The sequence below is a fragment of the Okeania sp. SIO2B3 genome (genome assembly GCF_010672525.1).
Taxonomy (GTDB): Bacteria; Cyanobacteriota; Cyanobacteriia; order Cyanobacteriales; family Microcoleaceae; genus Okeania.
Window position 1 is genome coordinate 442,689 of record NZ_JAAHGH010000008.1, and the last position, 23,915, is coordinate 466,603.

Here is a 23,915-nt window from a genome sequence, read left to right on the forward strand (position 1 = left end):
GTAAAAATAAAATTAATATGCTGCACTTAATTCCGAAACTTTTCATAACAATTCTTTTATTATCTGTATTTTCCTTGAGTAACCCATCAAATTTAATGGCAGCCACTCAACCACAAAATATAACTCCTACTCAATTAGAAGAATTAAACAATCTATTTGATCGAGCCTTAAGTGCCAGTAATAATGGTGATTTTGCCAACGCCGAACAATTATGGACTCAAATCTTAGAACAATATCCTGATAATCCAGCAATTTGGAGCAATAGGGGTAATATCAGACTTAGCCAAAATAAAATAGAAGAGGCAATATCTGATTATCAAAAAGCAATAGAAATTTTTCCTAATGCTCCCGACCCTTATCTAAATCGTGGTATTGCTTATGAAAGACTCAACAAATGGTCAGAAGCGATCGCTGATTATAATCAAGTTATAGAATTAGACCCCGAAGATCCAATAGCCTACAATAACCGCGGCAATGCTGAAGCGGGACTAGGAGAATGGGAAAAAGCGACTGAAGATTACAAAAAAGCCTCTGAATTAGCTCCTGAATATGCCTTTGCTCGTGCCAATTATTCTCTAGCTCTTTACCAAATTGGACAAACTCAAGAAGCAGTAAAAACTATAAAAAGTCTGGTTCGTAAATATCCTAACTTTGCTGATATGCGGGCAGCATTAACTGCTTGTCTTTGGGAACAAGGCAAAAAAGGAGAAGCAGAAAGTAACTGGGTAGCTGCTGTAGGATTAGATCCCCGTTATCAAGACCTTGATTGGGTAGCTAACGTTCGTCGTTGGCCTCCTACATTAGTTAATAGTTTGGAGAAATTTATCAAAATAGAATAATTATAATTAGATATCGTAGTAGGGCTTGAGCAATAAAGATAGATATTTCCTGTGCTAAAGTCCTACTACAAATAAAAACTTTTTGATCAGAACGTTAGCTTTTATACCCGCACCATAATCTTTGATTTGGTGTCGGGATTAATGCTAACGCACTTTTGTGGTATAATAATAACATAAAAGACACTCCGCTGTTAAGCTTTAGTGTCAAAAAAAAGGTCAAAGTTCTTGAAAGCTAGATATAAATATCGCATCTACCCGGCAGCAGATCCAAATCACTAAATTAAATCAACTTTTTGGTTGTTGTCGGTATGTGTGGAATCAATCATTAGCACAATGTGAAAAATACGGCAGAGAATTTAGGGTCATTGATAGATGGGAGCCTACATCGCAAAAATGTAGTTGTTGTGGATTTAAAGGAGGTAAGAAAGAGTTAAATGTCCGTCAATGGACTTGCTTAAATTGTGGTGCCAAACATGATAGAGATATTAATGCTGCTATCAATATTCTCAATACTTCTGTAGAAACAGTTGTAGAAACAGCACCTCAACCCAAAAACAAGGTTGAAGAAACTGTTGAACTTGAGAATCCAATTCAGCTATCACTTTTTGTTAGCGTAGCTCCTCCGCAGGAGGCTATAGTCGCGGGGAGCACTCCGAGACATTAAACAAGACGAGGAGCCAACGTAAATCTACCCGTAAAAAGGTAGTTGATGGTAATGAGTCGTCTACCCGCCCTGAGTTCTTTCAGCGAGTGTCTGTTTGAATAGATGGGAATCCCGCGCTGCAGGTACAGGTCAGCGTCGGGAGGATGTCAAAACTTAATTATCTGGCAATATTATGTAGGCCATAGAAAATAGGCAATAGTGTAGGAGGATCACTAATTTCCCAGACAAATGTCTGGGAACGTATAGTAGTCGCCAGGGTAGTTAGGACATTCTCAAACCTTAAAATTTCGTTACATCCAGAATTTAACTTCAGAATTTAACTTCAGAATTTAACTTCAGAATTCTAAATTATTACTGTGGTAACCACCCTGCACTAAGAAGTATGGTTAAACCCATAAAAAGCACAGAAAAAGTCCAAGTAATCCTATTCAAAGTTATCTCTGCACTTTTGGTGCTAGTAAACAATTGAGCTTGTCCACCAATACCACCAATTCCATCACCTTTGGGGCTGTGTAACAATACAAATACAACAATACCTATAGCCGATATAATCCAGATAATTTCCGCAAGTTGAACAACATTCATAGTTTTTAATTCGTTAAAAAATCCAAGAATTTCACTGATATTGGGAAGGAGAGGTAATTATTAATTATTAATTATTAATTGTTGAACTGCCTCCTGCCTTACTGACTTACTACAAACCTACTCGTACAGGAGTACGATTTTGTTGAATATCATATCCGGCATTTTCAATAATTGACCTTCCAGTCATCTCAGGAGGTTGGGGCAACTGTAAAATTTCCAAAATAGTTGGTGCTACATCTGCTAAACACCCATCTTGTCGCAAAGGAACTTCAGTGCCATGACCGGGAATTTTTCGTCCTTCTCCTTCTATTAGTATAAATGGCACTGGGTTTGTCGTGTGAGCTGTCCAAGGACTTCCTTCTTCGTCCCACATATATTCAGCATTACCATGGTCAGCAATGATTATTGCTGTGCCGCCTGCCTTACTAATACTATCTAAAAGTTTTCCTAAACAATGGTCAACTGTTTTAACTGCATTCACCGCTGCATCCATAACCCCAGTATGACCTACCATGTCAGGGTTAGCATAATTCATCACAATTAGAGAATAGATTTGTTTTTCCACAGCAGCGATCGCTACTTCTGTAACTTCTGCTGCTGACATTTCTGGCGCTTCATCATAATGAGCTACCATTGGACTTTGAATCAATTCTCGGTCTTCTCCCTCAAATGGTTGTTCTAAACCTCCATTGAAAAAGTAAGTTACATGAGCATATTTTTCAGTTTCAGCAGTGCGGAGTTGACGGAGACCATGCTGAGAAATTACTTGTCCGAGAATATTATTTAAGTTTTGAGGCTTAAAAGCCACTAAGACGGGTAAACTAGGATCATATTGAGTAAAAGTTAAAAATGTCAATGGTTGAATTTGCTGGCGCTCAAACCCATTAAAATCTGGATCTACAAAAGCTTGAGTCAATTGACGAGCACGATCAGGACGAAAATTAAAGAATATTACTCCATCTCCAGGTTCTATCGCTCCAGGGGATACTCTAACTGGGATAACAAATTCATCTGTTATACCCTCAGTATAAGACTGTTGTAGTAAATCAGAAGCAGAGCAACCAACTCCATAACCGTCTTTGGTCATCACTTCATAAGCTTTTTGAATTCTATCCCATCGTTTATCCCGGTCCATTGCATAGTAGCGACCGCTAATAGTTGCAATTCGTCCTACACCACTTTGATTAATGTGATATTCTATTTGTTTGAGTACCTGAACTCCTGATTTTGGGTTTGTATCACGTCCATCAGTAATAGCATGAATACAAACATCTGAAATTCCTTTTGCTTTGGCCATATCCAGTAAACCTAACAAGTGGTTTACATGAGAATGAACTCCTCCTGGGGAACATAAACCCACTAAATGTAGTTTGGAATTACGCTCACTAACATCTTGACAACATTTTTCAATATCTTGATTTTGACCAATTGAGCCATCTTCTACGGCATCAGATATTCTTACCAACTCCTGGGGTACAATTCTCCCCGCACCAATATTTAAGTGACCGACCTCCGAGTTACCCATTTGACCTTCTGGCAAACCTACTGCTTTGCCAGAAGCTTGCATCAAAGTTCTAGGATATGCTTGCCAAAGGCTATCAATTAGAGGTGTTTCACCAATAGCAATGGCATTTCCTTCTTTTTCTTCTCGATAACCCCAACCATCTAGAATAATTAGTACAACCGGAGATATAGAAACTGTTCCCATGATTTTTTACCTTTTATACCTAATCTCGGTTCTATAATGACTAAATTCAACATACTATAATTAAGTAGATTTTTATCTAAATTAATATCTACTTAAACTATGTGAGTAGACCAGTATTACCAGTTATCAAGTTAACAGTTAATATTTTTAACAGATTCGTAATTGACCCCCACTATTGAGCGATCGCTCATCAGTTAACTATTTCCAACTCCAATTGATAGGAAAAATTGAACCGGATATCAAATAATGCCTATTGAGATTTGAGATTTTAGAGTCTCTGTTTCTTGTTTCCCCAGATATTATTTTCTTTGTCTAAATTGGGAACCACAATTTAAACCTTGAATCATTTACGAACCATTTACTAATAGCTTTTACCCGATAACTGATAAATTGTAAGGATTCAATGAAAGCTTTAGCTAAAGATACTACATCATTCAAATCATTTCTTAATTTAACTTCATTAATGGTATAAATATACAAAATTTAATTAGCTTTATATCAGCATAAATTTGATAAGAAAGGCGGAATAAAAGGAAATAATACCAATTATCAAAAACTTGGCAATACTTGGATTTTCTATATACTATTTATTGACGTAATTTTATTGTTAACTAACCTCTGTAATTTTTCCAGTTATTTTTACCAAATAATTAATAATTAATAATTAAATAATTCGCGCCTTGAAGCCTCCCCTTTTAAGGGAAAAAAGCGGTCGAGGGATGGCGATCTTCGGAACGGCTCTGATCAGAGCGGGTCTCCTCGCTGGCCGACCATGGACCAAGAGAAAAGAAATAATATTTCCTTATATTCAATTCCGTAACGGTTAAAACCCGAGGTAATTATCAATTAATAAACTCCTTCCAAGGGTAGCATTACTTTTGAGAAATGGTATAACTTCAGAAGGCAATAGAGAAAAAAGAGAAAAATATAACTCACTACAAACCATTAGACATCTCCAAAAATATTCAAAGCCTATCATAACTATCTTTAGTGGAGCGATGTAGCTGCCACACTTGCTCCGCCAACGCCACTTATTAAGATAGTTAACTTGTACGGTTTTATGAGTATCAGAGATACTTCGTGTTACTAATATAAATGTTTATTGTACTTTTCCTTCTTATTTTTTATCTCAATTTTTCAGAACTTATATCCATATAAATGGTAAGCATTTTCTGCGTAATGCTTACTATAAATGAGCCAATTATTAGTCTGACTAAACCACATATTCTTAGGATTACTTTGTGATAATTATTATCTTTTAATCTGAATCTTTCTCTAGCAATTCAAAATATTTTAATTAATCTTCAGAATGAAAAATCTTATTAGCACGCTTATTAACTTATACCCAAGTTAATTCCTAATGTTTGAAAAATTGGTATAGCAATCCTAAATCATTTGTGATAATTTTATTGTTTTGGTTTTTCTCTTTCCCTGTTCCCTTTTACCTAAAATCTACAAGATCCCACAACTCAAATAAGATTGCTATATATGATGTACATAAAATCACGTTAAAATGATTTATTCTTCCTTGGTTAAAGTCTTTTTCCTTCCTCCACCTCTTTGAATTAATCTTTATTTCTGTTTTCACATTCGCCTCTTTATTTTTTATGATTCTATTCTTTGGGGATTTTATATGAATTTTATGATCTGTTCGTAAGTAATACCAATGTAAGCATTTCCTGCGGAATGCGCTCGCATTCAGCTCTTAGCAGTCAGCACTGAGTGCAAATAATGAATAATTCCTTCTCAGGTTGAAGGAGCGTACCTTGGCAGTAACTTTTAATTCTCTCTCAATTTTTCAATTGCTTTGACCTCCTACTCTCATAAATAGCTGAAGTCCGCAGTTCCGACCATAGGAGGCTAGCTGATGGCTAAATACTTAAATACCAATCATTCTTTTTGTTTCTTTTAGATGATTATAAATATATTCTAAAGTTGGATTCATTTTGGTGATCCCAGACATAAATGGTTTTGATATTTCTAGCTTATTTTTTATTTTCTAGTTCACAATTAATATTAGCTTTATACCAGTTTTATATGAGGTTGCATAGAATGATGAAATTCATTAAATCGATCTATCTTTATCTACGCTTACCTACGGTCAATTCTGCTTGAAATATTATTCTATGCAGCTTAATTTCAATTTAGTATTACGTTATATAGCAATCCTAAATTGGTTGTGAAAATTTTTATAATAGTTAATTTTAACTGAAAACCTTTAAAATTATGTACCTCGCCAATCCTATGGCTCTCCTAACTGCCACCAGAATATTACAATCTAAATAAGATTGCTATAGTTATTGAAATTCTATCTAAAAACATAAAAATGTGGTATTTGGAGTACCAGTTATGGTATTGTTAATCTTAAACTATTGTAAAATTTATCAACATAAACAAAATTTCAAATGAACAAAAAATTCTTATATTTCGTCAGCATAGGAATATTAGCTACCTGGATACTTAGAGGTGAATCTGTAGCATTTAATGATGAAGATATGCAACTAATGGCATTATCAGATTCTGCCAGTTTTTCTAACCAAATTCTAGCTCAAGTTCCAGATTCTCCATCTCCTGATTCACAATCAGAATCGACTATTCCATCAGCAGAAATTCCAGAAAAGTCCAATACAGTTGCTAACTTGATCCAATCTACCGACCCAGAGGAAAGAGAAAAAGTTTTACAGCAAAACTTAGGAAATGAGCTAGATGATACTACAATTCAACCTTCTGAAACAATATCTGTTCCCAGAGGTAGAGACCCATTTTCTGTTGTTCCTGAAATACCAGTACCAGAATTAGCACCTGAAGAATCTTCCGTAGCCCAATTGCCAGAAATACAAGGCCAACAACTACCTGGTCTACCTACCCTTCCTGAAACTACAGCCCCCACTACTTGGCGACAAAACGCTAGAAGGATAGTGCCTAGTGATGATAATCTAATTGTTGCTCAACAAAGACGAAGAAGACCATTACCTAATACTTCACCATTTGAACAAAATACAAATTCATTTGTAGAACATGGTTGTTAACTTTATCCCAAACGTAGTATGATTTTGCTAAATTTTTGCTACCCTTGACAATATTAGGCTTTTCGGAACAAGCAATGCGTAAATTTTTACTAATATTAGGAGCTGGGTTATTATCTTTGTGGATAAGTGGATGTGAATCTCTACCATTTTTGAATAGAGGAAACAGTTCTACTGCCAATACCCCAGAATCTTCTCCTACTCCCATAGACCCTCCTGAAGCTCCTTCTCCACTTGCTGTTGACGAACCTTTCCCATCTCCAGATGTTCCCCAAAAGTCAGATACGGCAAAAGACTTAATTAGGTCTACAGATCCGAATGAAAGAACAAAATCCCTCCAACAAGAAGTTAAAACTCAAACACCTACTTCTATTTCCAGCATTCCAGAGACCAGAGACCCCTTCTCAAATTTACCAACTATTCCAGTACCAACTCGCAGATCGAATCAAACAGGAGATTCTGTATCTACCCAACTTCCTGAATTAGATAGTCAACAAGTACCAAATATTCCTACTCTACCAGAAACTAAATCCCCTTCCTCTTGGAGGGAACCAGAGTTAACTGTAACCAGAACAAACCAAGGGACAGACTCAAAGCAAGTTGCTCAACAAAAAAATTCACAACAGCCATCTGCTACAAACAGACAAAATTCAAGTTCAGCTCAATCTCCCTCTCCATCAAGAGAAACAATAACTCCATCAAGGCAAACGGCCAACAGTAGGCCACCACAAAATACAAACAAACAAGCAGCATCAGGAAACAATACTCAGTCAGGGAAAAATAGTAACACCACAGTTGCCGCTCATCCTCCAGGTACTACACAACAATCACAATCTCAAGAGCCACCACCTCCACCAAAACCCCCAGAGTTGCCCAGTTCATCTACTCAACAAGTACCAGGTTTACCAGAATTACCAATAGGCTCAACCCCACCACCTCAGTGGCGAGGGCCAGGTTTTCCACCACCACCACCACCACCACCACCGCCACCGCCACCACCACCACCGCCACCAGACACTACTATCGCCGACGGTATAGAAGTTAGTGGAGTTGTACAAGTTGGCCATCAAAAGCAAATCATTGTCAAGGTTCCTACAGAACCTACAAGTAGATATGTAAAAATTGGACAACGACTAGCTAATGGTAAGGTATTGGTAAAGCGAGTGGACTTTAAGACAGGAGCTGACCCAGTTGTTGTGTTTGAGCAAAGTGGTGTCGAAATTCAAAAAGAGGTAGGAAGTCAGCCAACAACTGAGGAGTAAGAAAAAATAAATTATCCTAATTTTTATACTCGATCTACTTATTTGGCTCTTTCCCTACCAACAGACTTCATAATTTCCAATGCAGTTGTTGCTAGACAAGGATTTGGCCACGGATACACAGATGATTAATCTGCATTATGTGAAGCTCCAAAAAAACGGCAAGGAATTTCCCGTTGCATTGCCACAAAAATTATGATAGTATGTAATTATTGTTCGGTACTCGCCCCTAAGTATGACTTTTTATTCAACCAAAGAACAGCATTTCGCCACTGAATATATAAAAGTAGAGAAAAGTTATCATGCTGTGTAGCACTCTGATAAAGAAGTGGCGACACCGAAAAATGTTTCACCCCATCAACACATCCATATATACTCATGCAGAAGCGATGTAGCTATCGCACTTGCTCCGCCAACGCTATTATTCACAAACCAAAGAAAAATTATCATCTTGTAAAGCTCCAAAAAACAGCAAGGGATTTCCCGTTGCATCGCCACAAAAATTATGATAGTATGTAATTAATGGGTGGTACTTGCCCATAGGAATGATTTTTTATTCAACTAAAAAAACAGCATTTCGTGACTGAATATATGGCGTTGCTGATTAGTAATGATCTATATTCCACAGTTCTGTGGAACTCTATATAATAATGGAATCAAGAAACAATAGAAACTCTTTAAATTAATAAATAGGCTTGATATCGGCCATGATGCTATCAATAAAACAACTAAAAATAGCAATATTAACAGCTTCTTGCCTGGGATACACAATTTTGATGTGGCATCCTCAGTCCTTAATGGCACAAGAACAAACAGAAGCACCTTTTTGTGAAGGAAATCCTCCTACTGGTAGAGTGAAATGCAATTATCCCAATGGAGATAATTTTGCTGGAGATTTTGTCAATGGAAGACCAGAAGGAAGTGGTGTATATGTCTATGCTAATCGTAATCGCTACGAAGGACAGTTTCGGAATGGTCTGCCTAATGGACAGGGTACTTTTATATTCTCTGATGATTCTAGAGTTACAGGAGTATTCCAAAATGGACAGATTAGGTCAGGTACAATTATTTTCGCCAATGGCGATCGCTTTGTGGGAGATTTTAACTTGGTGGAGAATCTCTCTAGTAGTGTGATTAGTAGTCAGCCTACTGGTCAAGGTCAATTTATTTACGCTAGTGGCGATCGCTATGAGGGAGATTTCTTTGCTGGTGTTCCTTTTGGCCCAGGAGTGTTTACTCGTGCTGATGGCATACGGTGTCAAGGAGATTTTTATAATTCAGAACTAGATGGCAAAGGAAGTTGTGCATATCCTAATGGAATTCGTTATGAAGGAGAGTTAAGAGGAGGAATACCTCATGGTGTTGGGATTATTATAGATGCTGAAGGAAAACAATTTCCTGGAGTATTTCGTAATGGTCAAAGGCAAGAAGAAACACAGTAGTAGATATGACTACATAGATTATATTGTATTTGGTTGGAATAAAGGTCAGAAAAATGAAATCAAATTAGGAAAAAAAGTAATTCTGAGTTTGTACCAATTCCTACAGCTAGACTGAAAGAAAGAATAGCTCAATTATGTGAAGAGTATGGGATTATATTCATAGAAACTGAGGAAAGTTATACTTGTAGGGGCGAATGGCCATTCGCCCCTACGTTTTTAGATGGTGACAATCTACCTAATTATGATGAGAAACTCGGTGCTGGTGCTCGGACCCAGGTTCCGAGCAAGGAAGCACCGACCCTACGGGCCGATGATTGGAAACCATTAGGAAAAAGAATCAAGCGTGGTTTGTATAGAACAGGTAATAATTGGTGTGTTAATGCAGACTGTAAGGTCGCTGCAAATATCATCACAAAAGTAAGCAGAAAGCTAAGTTTAGACTTAAGCCGACTGTGTAGGGGCACCGCGGAAATTGTCCCCAGAGAGTGTATTTCAGCTAAGAAAAAACGAAGCAACATGGATTTATCGGTGTTGCGTAGTATCAACTTAGAATCCCCGTGACTGACCTCCGGGGAGTAGTCAAAATTGGTATATAAATCTTAAAAAGAATAAAATCTCGAAATATTTAATTGCCCAAAGCAAACAAATTAAAAAAACATGACAGCAAGCACCTCTACTTCCTCTGGAAACCAACAGTTTCCCTTTAATTTTGCCCCCCAACCTACACAAGATAGTGATGTTCTCCAACAACTAGAATTTATTCCTGGGCTAAAAGAAATCTTGACAATTAGACAAGTTCATGCTATGGAACACGCTACAGTTTGGGTGCTGAGTGAATTAGCAAACTCAGGAAATTCAACATCTTATGACGAATCAATTGGAGGAATGTCCACACCACAAGGATTTTACCTTTATGGTTCAGTAAATCCATCTCAATTAGAGCAGGCAGTAGAAGTAGCATTACAGCGAATTACTTCTGGAGAATGGAACTTGGCAGTACATCCTAGATGTGGCACAAATTTATCAGTGGCAATGACCCTCACTCTAGGATTGACTCTAGGTATAAATGCACTTATGCCTAGAAAACCAATCGAGCAACTCTTAGGTTTTGGTATTGCAGCTACAGCAGCGTTCCAAGTAGCACCAGAGCTAGGTAATTTAGCCCAAAAATATTTAACAACCGCTATTCCTTTCAATTTAAGAGTGGTAAATATTTCTGTAACTCAAGATTTATGGGGTCGTCCAGCTCATTTTGTTCAAGTATCCTGGCTCAATTAATTGCAACAAAACTTAAAAAAATCTCAGACTGAAAAGATATAGTATGAGAGGACGATTTTACCATTATTAAATTTTAAGGAAAAAAAAATTCATGGTTCAACGTGGTTCTAAAGTTCGGATTTTACGCAAAGAATCCTACTGGTATAACGAAATTGGTACAGTTGCTTCCGTTGACAAAAGTGGCATCAAGTATCCTGTTATTGTTCGCTTTGACAAAGTAAATTATGCAGGTTTTAGTGGTAGTGCAGCTGGCGTTAACACTAATAACTTTGGTACCTCAGAAGTAGTAGAGGTAGAAGCTCCTAAAGGTAAAAAGAATTAGCCTCAAACTATTCTTTTCACCCAGAGCTATAGCAAAACCTAAAAAGCTTCGGGAGGAAGTACGCAGCGCCCGTTTTCAGGGCTGGTTGAATAACGACACGCGGGTAATAAAGCGGAGTGAAGTTCTGCTATAATAGAGGAATAAGGAACAAGGTTTGTCGCCATGATCTCTAGCTAGTGCGGTGAAATTCCGGTGGACAGGAGACGGGGAATTGATTTCCTACGACGGCTGTTAGCTCCGCATTCGGCACCGAAAAGCAAGCAGGCAGCTAGAGCAGCGAGAAGATTGCTCCAACATATTGAGTAAAACCACTCGTGAAAGCTATTAAAAAAAGTAAGCTAACAGCTAGACAATAGTCTATGCCGAGAAGCCTAGAAGTCTGCCCTTCAGGCTGGAAAGCAAATGTGGATTTATGAGGGGCTGCGTGCGGAATTTACTTCCGCACTTTAAACGCCCCGTCCCATTTGCGGTGGGTTAACCGCAGAATCCAGGGTGTTTCAACCCCTGGAGATGTCAACTCAGTTGAACAATTCTAATTAAATAAACAAAAATAGGCCAAAACTGGCTCGGATCGATGGTTAACTAGAAAAAATTTCTACAGTTTCTATATAATAATTAATACTGTGAAAATTATAGTTAGCACTGTGCCAGAACTGCCAGAAGTAGAAATAGTAAAACGAGGTCTCAATCAACTGACTCTCAACAAAAAAATAGTGGGTGGGGAAGTGTTGTTAGAACGCACAGTTGCCCACCCAATTTCTGTAGGTGATTTTTTGGGTGGTTTGCAGGAAAAAGCGATCGCGGGGTGGCATAGACGAGGTAAATATTTACTTGCCCAGCTCTACAAGTGGGATAGAAAAACTCCAAAGCTTACGCAAATCAAAGAAAACCAAGATGGTTGGCTAGGAGTGCATCTACGAATGACAGGCCAACTGTTATGGGTAAAACCAGAAGAAAGTCTACATAAACACACGCGAGTGAGAATATTTTTTGGCGCTCGCTCTTCAGGAAGTGAAGGTTATCCTACCCATGAATTAAGATTTGTAGACCAACGCACTTTTGGCCAGATGTGGATAGTACCTCCCGCAACAGAAATATCTCAAATTATTACTGGTCTGAAAAAACTGGGTCCTGAACCATTTTCCCCTGAATTTTGCCTAGAATATCTTACCCACAAACTTGACAAAAGACATAGAGCAATTAAAACAGCTCTTTTAGACCAGACAACTATTGCAGGGTTAGGTAATATTTATGCTGATGAAGCGCTATTTCTCAGTGGTATTAGACCAACAACTCTGTGCAAAGATTTGACGGAAACTCAAATAGAACAACTTCATCTAGCTATACTCAAAGTATTACAAAACTCTATAGATGCAGGTGGTACAACATTCAGCAACTTTCTAAATGTTAAGGGAGTTAATGGGAATTATGGTGGTGTAGCTTGGGTTTATAATCGTGCTGGTCAACCATGTAGAATTTGTGATACTTCCTTAGAGAAAATTAAACTAGCGGGTCGGTCTACTCATTTTTGTCCTCAATGCCAACAACTCTCATAGAAGCTTAGATTTGTCTGCTCCTACTTAATCTTCTTGCGATAAAACCAAATTTTGGCAGTCCCCTATAAATTTAGGAGCTTGTATTCTACAGTGTTAGGCTCAAAGTCGAGTCATTCAATCTCATTCCGTATTAGAATTTCAACAGAAAATGCAAAAGATGGAAATCATATATGGCAAACATTAAAAAAGGTAGTGTAGTTCGTGTTGTGCGAGAAAAACTTGAAAATAGCTTAGAGGCCAAAGCTAGTGACACAAGGTTTCCTCCCTATATATTTGATAGTAAGGGAGAAGTTGTTGATACAAAAGGAGATTACGCTTTTGTCAAATTCGGCAAAGTACCGACTCCAAATATTTGGTTACGATTAGATCAGTTAGAAGAATTCAAGTAGGAATAATCCCAACAAGTCTATCAAAAATGCAGCTTTGAGGACTCCCGGTATAATCTCCGATTTACCGGGAGATGAATCACGAGCAAAATAAAAATAGATACTTACCTTAAGAGTGCAAGAGTCTAACTTAACACCACTCTCAGATAGAATTATGTTATAATGAGGTTTCACTGCGGCCCTTGCAGACCGTGGTTCAACAAATTGACGCTCGTTGCCGTACTGTCGGGGATTGGAGACAACCTAGATATACCACTCAAGCAGTAAACCTAAATCGTGAGGTTTGGGAATCTCCCGTTATGATCTTTGATTTAACGGGAGAGGATGTCAAATAGCGAAAAAGTTTTGATGGTCTTTAATTTGAGTGGAATTTGAATACCTATAGTTCATAAAAATATAATAGTCAAATATGACATATCCTTATTTTGCAGGTGTTACCCTGGCTGGGTGTTAGCGCAGATCCTCCGGAGGAGGCACTACAACACCACGCCAGTTGCGTGACTGTCGGGGAACCCGCCCAACGCACTGGCTTATCTATCCCATGGTCAAAGACATTTGGGACTACTTTTTTGATTATATTCACAGAGGTATTCACGCACCTCATTGATGAATCCTTTGCTAGCAGTACGATACAAACCTACGTAAGATTCTTTGATGGTGATTTAGCCTTAAATTTTCAGCCTACTTGATTAGGCCATTAAACATAAGATCGAGAGTTATTAAATTTTGTCAAATATTTAGTAGCTGGTTAGTACAAGTTCACGAAGACATTTGACATTGTTTGACTATATATGACTATATTTATGTATAACTTTTACTATACTTTTTCCACCAGCAGTTCCCTGTTTGTTAGGAAGTAATGTCATGTTTGTTTAATTAGTGATAAAAAACTTTCTTCTCCTCATTCATTTCTGACTCATGACTATTTGATTTTGACTTCTGACTACTTAGTCGCTATTTATAAGTATTCAACCGGACATAATATCAGGTAGTAATAAAAGTATTAGAGGTAAACTTGACAGATGCAGAACATTCTGCATTGATTAATTGTGAACAGAAAATGCGTCAAAGTATAGAGATGACAAAAAAATGCTGAATATTTAGCTTTGTCTATCTAAAAGCATTTCTGATTGTTCATAAAAAAGAAGCTATTAGAGTATTTTCTGATAGCTCAATATTAACTTAAAATTGCTCAATCATTTAATTGGTCGTGGGTGGGTTTAAGAAACTAGAATAGGAGTCTACCCAATGGCGTTTATTGGTGATTTCATAAATATAAGGAAATCTGGAAATGTCAACAGAAAATCAGAATTTAGAAGCAGAAACAAATATTAATTTAGAGTCTGCTCAAGAAAGTTTTGGAAAAGAAAGTGTTGAGGATGTAAATAAAACTCGTTTGCTACTTACTTTATGGGATTTAGGGGGAGAAGGAGAAACGGCAATAGGGGTAAAAAAAAGTGAATTAACTACCAGAGTTAAAAGGAAAAAATACGGTAAAAAAATAGGTAAATATCAAGGAGTATATGAGGAGTTAGAAAAATCAGGAGCAATTAGAATTGAGGTAAAAAATAGAGCAGTATTAGTTTTTATTACAGATATAGGTAAGGAAATGTTGGGAAAGGGTTTACAAAATCCTGATTTTAATTTTGAAGGAACTGTAGTAGCAGCGAGGTTAGCAAATACGCTTTTGAGATGGATACGAGAAATAGGTAATCATAGAAATTTGAAAATGGAGATAGAAACAACGGTAATTTCTGAAGGGAAGGTACATGAAGAAGAATAATAATAAATTGATAGAAGTAATGTTATAGCGATGGGATGGAAAAATTTTACGCGCGCTGTATTTATGACCGAATAGGGAAAATTATAGATATCTTTATATGAATCATATTTGGTATGAATTAGTAAGTATAAATATTTGAATGAGATTATTTATGATAATCAGTAAAGCCATAACTATTACTACTATTGATTACTAGGTTTTAGGTGGTAGGTATTGGGGGTTAGGTGACACTTAATGAAGTCAGAAGTCAGATGTTCAAGAATTTAGAATTTAGAATTTAGAATTTAGAATTTAGAATTTAGAATTACCTCTCCTTTAAAACGGATAGGATTGACTAATCATGAAATTTTTTCTTCTCTTGGTCGATTGGATATGGCGAGGAAACCCGCTCTTATCAGAGTCGCTCCGAATTGCGCCATCCCACCCTACGGGAAGCTCCGCTACGACTGCTTTTATCCCCTTAAAAGAGGAGGCTTTATACTACAATTTTTCGGTAAAATGATGATTCATAAACTACTATGAGAAAATGTAGACTGCCTTCTTGATATGTTTAGCTCAGATAAATTTTTTTGGTGAGTGGAAAACACGATCAAACTGTTAAAATTTTGCAATTATAGCTTTTATCTCTTGAATTAGATATAAGATTTGCAGTTTTAACGAACAGAAAAGAAAATCAAGTCTACCTCACTTATATAAGTATAGGTATAACTCTGAATATCCTGTTATAAACCACTCAAATTTATTAAATTCTAAATTAATATGACTAACACATCTATGACTAACAACTCTTGGCAATTTTGGATAGACCGTGGAGGTACATTTACTGACATAGTTGCTAAAGCTCCAGACGGTCAAATTATTATTCATAAATTATTATCAGAAAATCCCGATCGCTACCAAGATGCTCCAGTACAAGGAATTCGTGAAATATTAGGAATTCCTCAACATCAACCTATTTCTTCTGAAGAAATAGAAGTGATTAAAATGGGTACTACTGTGGCTACAAATGCTTTATTAGAAAGGAAGGGCGACCGCACAGTTTTAGTTATTACGAAGGGTTTTAAAGATGCTTTAAAAGTTGGTTATCAAAACCGACCAAATATTTTTGCTAGAGAAATTATTTTGCCGGAAATGTTGTATGAGAAAGTTATTGAAGTTAAGGAACGTTATACAGCGAAGGGTGAAGAAATTATTCCACTTCAAACAACGGAGTTAAGTATTCAACTTCAAGAAGTTTATGCAGCAGGAATTAGAAGTTGTGCCATTGTTTTAATGCACGGTTATCGCTACCCGAAGCACGAACAAAAAATTAAAGAAATTGCTCAAGAAATAGGATTTACTCAAATATCTGTATCTCACGAAGTTAGCCCTTTAATGAAATTAGTTAGTCGGGGAGATACTACTGTAGTTGATGCTTATTTATCACCAATTTTACTAAGATATGTCAATCAAGTCAGTAATTCTTTGAACTGCTTTGAAAATTTAGAAACAGAGAATATATCTTCTCTCCAAAATTCCTCAGAACCTAGTTTTGAAAGAAAGGAAATAGGTGGTGAAGCAGGAGGAGGAGAAGAGAAGAAAAAAGATTTAACTTTAACTTTTGGAAAAGGTGTTTTAAATAGTCGCAATATTTCAGAAAGACAGCCAGTTAAATTAATGTTTATGCAGTCAAATGGCGGTTTAACAGATGCTCAAAAATTTCAAGGTAAAGATAGTATTTTATCTGGACCTGCTGGTGGAATTGTTGGAGCAGTTAAAACAAGTAAAATGGCTGGTTTTCATAAGATAATTAGTTTCGATATGGGCGGTACTTCTACTGATGTTGCTCATTACGCTGGAGCAGAAAATAAAACAATAGAATACGAGCGAGAATTTGAAACAGAAATTGCTGGGGTACGGCTACAAACTCCGATGATGTCGATACATACTGTGGCTGCTGGTGGAGGATCAATTTTATTTTTTGATGGTTCTCGTTATCGTGTCGGACCTGAATCTGCTGGAGCAAATCCTGGTCCGGCTGCTTATGGAAAAGGCGGACCTTTAACAGTCACAGATTGTAATGTTATGGTCGGAAAAATACAGCCGGAATTTTTTCCGAAAGTCTTTGGGAAAGATGGAAATTTACCTTTAAATTTGGAGATTGTTAGAGAAAAGTTTACTCAGTTAACAGCAGAAATAGGTAATAGTAAAAAACCAGAAGAAGTAGCTAGTGGATATTTAGCTATAGCTGTGGAAAAAATGGCAAATGCGATTAAAAAAATCTCTTTGGAAAAAGGTTATGATGTTTCAGAATATACTCTTTGTTGTTTTGGCGGAGCTGGCGGTCAACACGCTTGTTTAATTGCTGATGCTTTGGGGATGAAACAAATATTTATTCATCCTTATGCTGGAGTTTTATCAGCTTATGGCATGGGATTGGCAGATATTCGAGTTATGAAAAAAAAGGCAGTTGAAAAAATACTAATTCCAGAATTATTGCCAGAAATTAAACAAATTTTATCCACACTAGAAACTGAAGCTAAACAAGAAATAAACTCCAATCAAAATCAAATATCCTTATCGAAAATTCACATTAAATATCAAGGCAGCGACTCAACATTAATCGTAGACTTTGCCGAAAATATCTCCATAATGAAATCCGAATTTGAAACAGCTCATCAACAAAGATATGGATTTATCATGGCAGAAAAATCCCTAATAGTTGAAGCAGTTTCCCTAGAACTTATTCAACAAATGGAAACCCCAGAAGAAATAGAAAAATCTCCCACTCAAAAAACTGCCATAACTCCAATTACAACAACAAAAATTTACACTGCAGGAAAATGGCAAAATACACCTATTTATCTACGAGAAAACTTACAACCAGGAACAAAAATTAATAGCCCCGCCTTAATCATAGAAAAAACCGGAACAAATATTATTGAACCTGGATGGCAAGCAGAATTAACCCTCAAAAATAACCTCGTATTAACCAAAATCAAAACCAAAGAAAATCAAATAGATCCAACCACAAAATCTCAAACAAAAATCCCAACATCAGCAGACCCAGTAATGCTAGAAATATTTAATAACCTATTCCGAGCGATCGCCGAACAAATGGGAATTACATTACAAAAAACTGGCTCCTCAGTAAACATCAAAGAAAGACTAGATTTTTCCTGTGCCATCTTCGACAAAGACGGTCAATTAGTTGCTAATGCACCTCACATTCCCATACATTTAGGCTCCATGAGCGAAAGTGTTAATGCCGTAATTTCTGACAAAAAAGATATCCTTAAACCAGGAGACGTTTATGTTTTAAATAATCCCTATAACGGCGGTACTCATTTACCAGACATAACAGTTATTACCCCCGTATTTCCACCTCCCCAAAAAAACAAAGAAGTTCCACATTCCCAAATAAAAAACTCCCCTGTCATGGCAAAACAGGAAGAGAATAAATCTATTACTCAAAAATTAAAATCCGTAAGCCTTTCTCCCAATGAAAATATTATTTCTGAAAATGAAACAACTATTTCCGTAACCCCCCCTGAAAAGACAGAAAAAATAGAAACTCCCATATTTTATGTAGCCTCCCGCGGTCATCATGCAGATATTGGAGGAATTACCCCCGGTTCCATGCCACCCCATAGTAAAACAGTAGAAGAAGAAGGAATATTAATCGATAACTTCCAACTCGTCAAAAACGGAAAATTGCAAGAAACAGAAATATTAAACATCCTCACCTCCGGCAAATATCCTGCCAGAAACACCAGTCAAAATATTGCCGACCTCCAAGCACAAATAGCAGCAAATGAAAAAGGTACACAAGAACTTCAGAAAATGACAGAAAAATATGGCTTAGAAACCGTACAAGCATACATGAAATTCGTTCAAAATAACGCCGAAGCATCAGTACGTCGAGCCATCAAAAAACTCTCTTCATCACTCAACAAACAAAATTCCACATCCACCTTCGATGACGGCAATAAAATTCAAGTCTCTGTCAGTCTCAACCAAAAAAATCTCAGTGCAAAAATAGACTTTACAGGAACATCTCCCCAACTTCCCACAAACTTCAACGCACCAACCGCAGTATGTAAAGCAGCAGTTTTATATGTATTTCGTACCCTAGTTGATGATGATATTCCCCTCAATGCAGGTTGCCTCAAACCATTAGAAATTATTATCCCCAAAGGTAGTATGTTAGACCCCAAATATCCAGCAGCTATTGTCGCTGGAAATGTCGAAACTTCTCAAACCATCGCCGATACTTTATACAATGCTCTAGGAATAATGGCATCCTCCCAAGGAACAATGAATAACTTCACCTTTGGCAATAGTAAATATCAATATTATGAAACTATTTGTGGAGGTTCCGGTGCAGGTATTAACTTTCATGGCACCGACGCAGTACATACTCACATGACCAACTCCCGGTTAACCGACCCCGAAGTTTTGGAATGGCGGTTTCCAGTATTATTAGAAAATTTTGCCATTCGTTCCGGGAGTGGAGGGGAAGGTTTATATAAAGGTGGCAATGGAGTAATTCGGAAGATACGTTTTTTGGAACAGATGACTGCCGGGATATTATCAGGTCATCGGGTTATTTCTCCCCCTGGTTTGAATGGTGGAAGTGATGGTTTAGTGGGAAGAAATTATGTCCAACGCAGTGATGGGAAAATTGAAGAATTGGGGAGTACCGCCACTGTGGAGATGAATGTGGGTGATGTGTTTGTGATTGAAACTCCTGGTGGTGGGGGAGTGGGAAAGTAGAAAGTAAGTGAGTTTTTGCTGTGCGACATTAAACGCACCTTACCCGTTATAATCTGTAATTTAAAGGGAGGAGAATTGCCAAGAGTAAATTAAAAGGGTATCGATTGCTGTTCAAATGCAGCACTAAAGAGTAGCATAAAATTATGATAATTACTCATTGCTACAAAATTAAGCCCACTCCTGAACAGTCAGTCAAAATTGATAATTGGCTAGAACTGTTGCGAAGACATTGGAATTATGCGTGATAGTCAAAGACTAGACTGGTTAAATAGAACTAGATGTCAAGTTGACCGTTGTTCATTAATTTCATGTTCTATTGGTGAAATTTCTAGTAGACCAGATTATTATTTTCAGCAATCAGCACTTAAACAGACAAAACAGTTATTTCCTGACTACAAAGAAATCTATTCGGAAGTTCAACAAATTAACTTACAAAGACTAGATAAAGCTTGGAAACGTTTCGGCTAAGAGCCGACATGAAAGGCTAATACCCGATAAAACTGGTAAACGTGGAGGAAGACCAAGATTTAAAAAATCAGGGAAGTTAAGGTCATTGTGTTTTAGTAGAGTTAATCATTCCAAAGGAGTAATTAAATTTGATGGAAAACAAATAATTACTACAAGGTTTGGTGCTATTCCAGTCATAGTTCATAGACCAATACCAGATGGTATGACAATCAAAACTGCAACTATAACCAAAAAAGCTGACGGTTATTATGTGAGTTTTAGTTTAGAAGATAAGTCAGTACCTAGTTTAATTTCTACAGAAAATATCAAAACTGCTGTAGGTATTGATGTAGGCTTAAAAGAGTTTTTAACTACTAATACTGGTGAAACTGTTTCTGTTCCTAAATTTTATAGAAAATCCCAATCTAATTTAGCAAGAAAGCAAAAAAAAGCATCTAGAAAAGAAATTGGATCAAACAACTGGAGGGCAGCACAAAATAGAATAGCTAGATTACATCAACATATAGCTAGACAAAGAGAAGATTTTCACTATAAAACTGCTCATAAATTAGTGAAAGAATATGACATGATTGCAGTGGAAAACTTAAATATTAGAGGTTTAGCAAAAAATACTAAACTATCAAAATCAATTTATGATGTAGCTTGGGGTGCTTTTATTGAAAAGTTGAATGCAGTGGCGGCAGTTCGCGGTGTTCATCTAATCAAAATTAATCCTCACAATACGTCACAAAATTGTAGTAATTGTGGTCAAAAAGTGCCTAAGACTTTATCAGTTAGAATTCATTCTTGTCCTAAATGTCAAGTAGTTTTAGACAGGGACGAAAATGTAGCAATTAACATTTTAAATAAAGCGTTAAACGAGGTGGGTATCATCTTGTCTGCTTGTGGAGGCTTAGACGGTGGTCAGCCTGTGAAACAAGAAACTTCAGCAAACGAGGATTGAATTATCTCTTTTTTAGAAGCTCCCGTTATAATCTTTGATGTAACGGGAGAGACTTCACAAACCTAGAATTTTTTAACTCACGCTTTTTGGAAATTGCTATATCAGCGATCGCCTTTTTGAGAAATAGGCCATTACATTAGAGATAACTGCTTAGTTATTTTTGCTTATTGACTTTTTTCTTAAAAAAAAGCTAATTTTTTGAAAATTATTTAGATAATAAATTTGATTTTAAAGTATAAAAACTAAGACGTTATAGTTATGAGTGTACAGTATGCAACTACAACAGAAGCAGCATTTCTATTGAATATTTCCACAGGTAGATTAAGAACTCTACTGAATCAAAACCGTGTTAGAGGTGCTCAAAAAATCAAAAGACTTTGGATGATTCCATTAAATAAACGGGGAATGCCAGAAATTGCACCAGGTCGCCGTGGTCCTGAAGGTACTTGGAACAAAAATCAACGTACAGGCAATACCTTTATTCATGTTCTGCGAAAGACCATTGACTATAACCGAGACCATGGAACTACTCATCCAGCAGTTGCCGTAAAAGTAGGAGATAAAAAAAATTATTGCCACGCTCTGAAAATTAACGGACCTTGCCAAATCGTTTATCAACCTCATCAACCCAATAGAAGTCAAGCCGGGGGAGCACGTCTGTGGATAGAAGTAGAACCACAACATATAGTAGAGCGAGTATACTTCAGTAATGGAGATTATGGTCCGCCACCGGAAGTAGTTGAGCAGCGGGCAAAAAGTAAGAAGTCAAAAAATACAAGGAAACAACAGAAGCACTCAGATAAATACAGGACTTACGCAAAAGAAGAAGTTATACAACATTTGTAGGGGTTAACGGCCGTTAACCCATACCATAAGTAGTAGTTATGCGTAAATCCTGACATAATTTGCTTCAAAGGGAGCATTTATGCAGCATCAGAATTATTCCTTTAGTATCTCCAAGAATTCAAATTTTGGGCGATACAGGTTTGTGGTTATCTGAAAATACTGAGCAACCTACTAATATTTATAGTACTTTTTATTTATCGGACAAATTGAGGTGAAAAATCTGAGTTAAAACTCAGACAAAGCCAGATTTTTCGCTTCCTCAGTGCTTCCTTATGCTATACCACCTAAGTAAAAAAAACTAAGGGACTCTTAGTTAATTGCTCACCCAATATTAGGTAAGTAACAAACTGAGAGTCCCACAGTTCTAAAATTCAATAAGTTTTAAAGCAAGAGTTCTATAATCTTGCCTAAATCCCTATTTACTAGGATAAGGAGTTGATTGCATAGTCTAGGAGAGCATTATACTCTGTCAAAGCTTGCTTAGACATATCGCGATCGGAGCAACCACGATTACGAGCGAAGCTTAAAGCTTCAACGTAAGGTGCAGTAGGCAAGCTCAGAGCACGATAAACTTCACGCTGACCAGCAATTCCCCACTCATCAAGAGGGCCAGTTCCACCAACTACTAAGCAGTAGCTGACTAAGCGCAGATAGTGCTTGACATCGCGAAGACACTTAGCCTTAAAAGTTTCTGTGGAGTTAGCTTGACCAGCATCATTCAAGTAAGGATACTTCTTGATGCAAGCATTATAAGCTTCTTGAGCAACTGCATCAAGATTACCAGCTAGCTTTTCAGCTGCTTCCATACGAGCTGCAGAGCGCTGGATAGAACCTTGTACTGATTCTAGATCGGAGCTGCTAGGAAAACGACCGGCTGCATCAGCAGCGGCAACTACTGTAGTAATAACTGATTTCATGTCTTTATTCTCTCTTTCTGTTTGACTTTGTTAGATTTTGGTATTGAAACTTACTTGACCTTGGCTAATCGTAACAACTGAAAAGCCAATAACTAGATACCTTTAGAGGTATGCTGTAGCAAGACTTTGACATCTCCAGGGGTTGAAACACCCTGGATTCTGTGTAAAAAAACACCGCAAAAGGGATATATCCACTTTTACTTCCAGTCTGTCAACAGACTTCTAGACTCCTCGGGGTAAACAACAATCTACCTGTGAGCTTACTTTCAGAGCAGATTTTTACTTCGGGTTAAAATCCGCGTATCGTTATTCAACTAGGAGATAAATCCGCCTGGCTAACTCTCTCCCGTCATTTTTTATGTTTGAGAGTAATTAGCTTAGAGCAGAAATTACTGCATCAAAATAGCCACCTGCTTCAGAAACTAAGCTCTCGCAACGATCTTCTACTACAGGAGATCCCATGATGCGTTTTTTACCACCTGCTAATTCGTCACTAGGCTGATCTTTGATGTGAGCTGCAGCTTGAGCTTTCATGATCTGAACAGCGCGAACTGTAGATGTAGCAGGAACACCTAATGCAGTGTAGGTTTCTTTTAAACCATTTAAGCAACGATCGTTGAGAACAGAAGCATCACCAGCAAGTAGTGCGTAGGTAACATAGCGTAGGATGATTTCACCATCACGCAAGCAAGCAGCCATACGACGGTTAGGATAGCAGTTTCCACCAGCTTGGATTAATCCCTGGTTTTCGCAGATCATTCCAGCAATAGCATCAGATACCATGCAGCTTGCGTTACTAGCAATGGCGTTTACTGCATCAAGACGTCTGTTGCCTTGAGCAATAAATTCTTTGAGGCTATCTAATTCTTTACTACCAATAACAGAAGTTGAGGCATCTGCTGAAACTACAGCTCTCGAAAAAATATCTAACATTGAGCTCTCCTTAAAAATTGATTTTTTGTAACCTTGATTTGAAGTTTCTAATAAGAAGGTCTCTTTTGTCTCGCTTTCTGAGGAAGAAAGTAATAATTCGTAAACAAGTAAATATTTGTTACGATTTTCCAGCCAATTAGCTAATGTAGTGTCCAGAAGCTACGATCAAAACCAAATATTTATATATAGGCAGAAGGAAGAAAGA

At 37.1% G+C, this 23,915-nt stretch carries 21 protein-coding genes; 15 read left to right on the forward strand and 6 right to left on the reverse strand.

All coding sequences use genetic code 11. The annotated features are described in order from the left end of the window. The first annotated feature begins 17 nt into the window (after positions 1-17). Both F6K15_RS11065 and F6K15_RS11070 read left to right on the forward strand, forming a co-directional pair. Entirely contained in the window at positions 18-839 is an 822-nt protein-coding gene (locus tag F6K15_RS11065) for a tetratricopeptide repeat protein (protein WP_293060692.1), read from the forward strand. 310 nt (positions 840-1,149) lie between these two features. Further along, positions 1,150-1,503, forward strand: coding sequence for a zinc ribbon domain-containing protein (locus F6K15_RS11070; protein ID WP_375341056.1), 354 nt, complete (start codon positions 1,150-1,152; stop codon positions 1,501-1,503). 351 nt (positions 1,504-1,854) lie between these two features. Here F6K15_RS11070 and secG read toward each other — a convergent pair whose 3' ends face one another. The 3 genes from secG to F6K15_RS11085 all read right to left on the reverse strand — a co-directional run bounded on the left by secG (position 1,855) and on the right by F6K15_RS11085 (position 4,276). Further along, positions 1,855-2,088, reverse strand: coding sequence for a preprotein translocase subunit SecG (gene secG, locus F6K15_RS11075; protein ID WP_124147553.1), 234 nt, complete (start codon positions 2,086-2,088; stop codon positions 1,855-1,857). A 109-nt stretch (positions 2,089-2,197) separates the two neighbouring features. Next, positions 2,198-3,796 carry a 2,3-bisphosphoglycerate-independent phosphoglycerate mutase gene (gpmI, locus tag F6K15_RS11080; RefSeq protein ID WP_293060694.1) on the reverse strand — a complete coding sequence of 533 codons (1,599 nt, stop codon included), beginning with the start codon at positions 3,794-3,796 and terminating at the stop codon, positions 2,198-2,200. A gap of 312 nt (positions 3,797-4,108) precedes the next feature. Then, positions 4,109-4,276 carry a hypothetical protein gene (locus F6K15_RS11085; RefSeq protein ID WP_293060696.1) on the reverse strand — a complete coding sequence of 56 codons (168 nt, stop codon included), beginning with the start codon at positions 4,274-4,276 and terminating at the stop codon, positions 4,109-4,111. Between the two features lie 1,925 nt (positions 4,277-6,201). Here F6K15_RS11085 and F6K15_RS11090 point away from each other — a divergent pair. Together F6K15_RS11090 and F6K15_RS11095 are read left to right on the forward strand one after the other, a co-directional pair. Next, positions 6,202-6,825 carry a hypothetical protein gene (locus tag F6K15_RS11090; protein ID WP_293060698.1) on the forward strand — a complete coding sequence of 208 codons (624 nt, stop codon included), beginning with the start codon at positions 6,202-6,204 and terminating at the stop codon, positions 6,823-6,825. A 74-nt stretch (positions 6,826-6,899) separates the two neighbouring features. Continuing rightward, positions 6,900-8,084, forward strand: a complete 1,185-nt coding sequence (locus F6K15_RS11095) for a hypothetical protein (RefSeq protein ID WP_293060700.1) — start codon at positions 6,900-6,902, stop codon at positions 8,082-8,084. Positions 8,085-8,290: 206 nt separating this feature from the next. Here the strand turns inward: F6K15_RS11095 and F6K15_RS11100 are convergent, their stop codons facing one another. Continuing rightward, the gene (locus tag F6K15_RS11100) at positions 8,291-8,461 is read right to left on the reverse strand and encodes a hypothetical protein (protein WP_293060702.1); all 171 of its coding nucleotides are present in this window, start codon (positions 8,459-8,461) and stop codon (positions 8,291-8,293) included. A 327-nt stretch (positions 8,462-8,788) separates the two neighbouring features. Between F6K15_RS11100 and F6K15_RS11105 the strand changes: the two genes are divergently transcribed. From F6K15_RS11105 to F6K15_RS11155, 11 genes are all read left to right on the forward strand, one after another. After that, positions 8,789-9,523 (forward strand): MORN repeat-containing protein, encoded by a 735-nt coding sequence (locus F6K15_RS11105; RefSeq protein ID WP_293060704.1) that lies wholly within the window; start codon positions 8,789-8,791, stop codon positions 9,521-9,523. 657 nt (positions 9,524-10,180) lie between these two features. Beyond that, complete coding sequence (locus tag F6K15_RS11110) at positions 10,181-10,801, forward strand: DUF6391 domain-containing protein (RefSeq protein ID WP_293060705.1); 621 nt, start codon at positions 10,181-10,183, stop codon at positions 10,799-10,801. A 91-nt stretch (positions 10,802-10,892) separates the two neighbouring features. Continuing rightward, a complete protein-coding gene (locus F6K15_RS11115; RefSeq protein ID WP_287520930.1) occupies positions 10,893-11,123 on the forward strand; it encodes a photosystem I reaction center subunit IV in 231 nt (76 codons plus the stop codon). Between the two features lie 644 nt (positions 11,124-11,767). Beyond that, positions 11,768-12,679, forward strand: coding sequence for a DNA-formamidopyrimidine glycosylase (locus F6K15_RS11120; protein WP_293060847.1), 912 nt, complete (start codon positions 11,768-11,770; stop codon positions 12,677-12,679). A 170-nt stretch (positions 12,680-12,849) separates the two neighbouring features. Further along, on the forward strand, positions 12,850-13,068 hold the full coding sequence (locus F6K15_RS11125; protein ID WP_287280102.1) for an NAD(P)H-quinone oxidoreductase subunit O: 219 nt from the start codon (positions 12,850-12,852) through the stop codon (positions 13,066-13,068). 1,288 nt (positions 13,069-14,356) lie between these two features. After that, entirely contained in the window at positions 14,357-14,848 is a 492-nt protein-coding gene (locus tag F6K15_RS11130) for a hypothetical protein (RefSeq protein ID WP_293060712.1), read from the forward strand. A gap of 759 nt (positions 14,849-15,607) precedes the next feature. Beyond that, positions 15,608-19,603, forward strand: a complete 3,996-nt coding sequence (locus F6K15_RS11135) for a hydantoinase B/oxoprolinase family protein (RefSeq protein ID WP_293060714.1) — start codon at positions 15,608-15,610, stop codon at positions 19,601-19,603. 143 nt (positions 19,604-19,746) lie between these two features. Beyond that, positions 19,747-19,848 carry a helix-turn-helix domain-containing protein gene (locus tag F6K15_RS11140; RefSeq protein ID WP_293060716.1) on the forward strand — a complete coding sequence of 34 codons (102 nt, stop codon included), beginning with the start codon at positions 19,747-19,749 and terminating at the stop codon, positions 19,846-19,848. Beyond that, positions 19,841-20,071: a hypothetical protein gene (locus F6K15_RS11145; protein WP_293060718.1), complete on the forward strand. Its 231-nt coding sequence runs from the start codon at positions 19,841-19,843 to the stop codon at positions 20,069-20,071. The genes F6K15_RS11140 and F6K15_RS11145 overlap by 8 nt, the downstream gene beginning before the upstream one ends. Before the next feature lie 85 nt (positions 20,072-20,156). Continuing rightward, entirely contained in the window at positions 20,157-21,014 is an 858-nt protein-coding gene (locus F6K15_RS11150) for a transposase (RefSeq protein WP_293060720.1), read from the forward strand. Positions 21,015-21,272: 258 nt separating this feature from the next. Further along, positions 21,273-21,860 carry a DNA-binding protein gene (locus F6K15_RS11155; protein WP_293060722.1) on the forward strand — a complete coding sequence of 196 codons (588 nt, stop codon included), beginning with the start codon at positions 21,273-21,275 and terminating at the stop codon, positions 21,858-21,860. 422 nt (positions 21,861-22,282) lie between these two features. Here F6K15_RS11155 and F6K15_RS11160 read toward each other — a convergent pair whose 3' ends face one another. Together F6K15_RS11160 and cpeB are read right to left on the reverse strand one after the other, a co-directional pair. Next, positions 22,283-22,777, reverse strand: coding sequence for a bleomycin hydrolase (locus F6K15_RS11160; protein ID WP_293060724.1), 495 nt, complete (start codon positions 22,775-22,777; stop codon positions 22,283-22,285). Between the two features lie 372 nt (positions 22,778-23,149). After that, entirely contained in the window at positions 23,150-23,710 is a 561-nt protein-coding gene (gene cpeB, locus F6K15_RS11165; RefSeq protein ID WP_293060726.1) for a C-phycoerythrin subunit beta, read from the reverse strand. Positions 23,711-23,915: the final 205 nt, after the last annotated feature.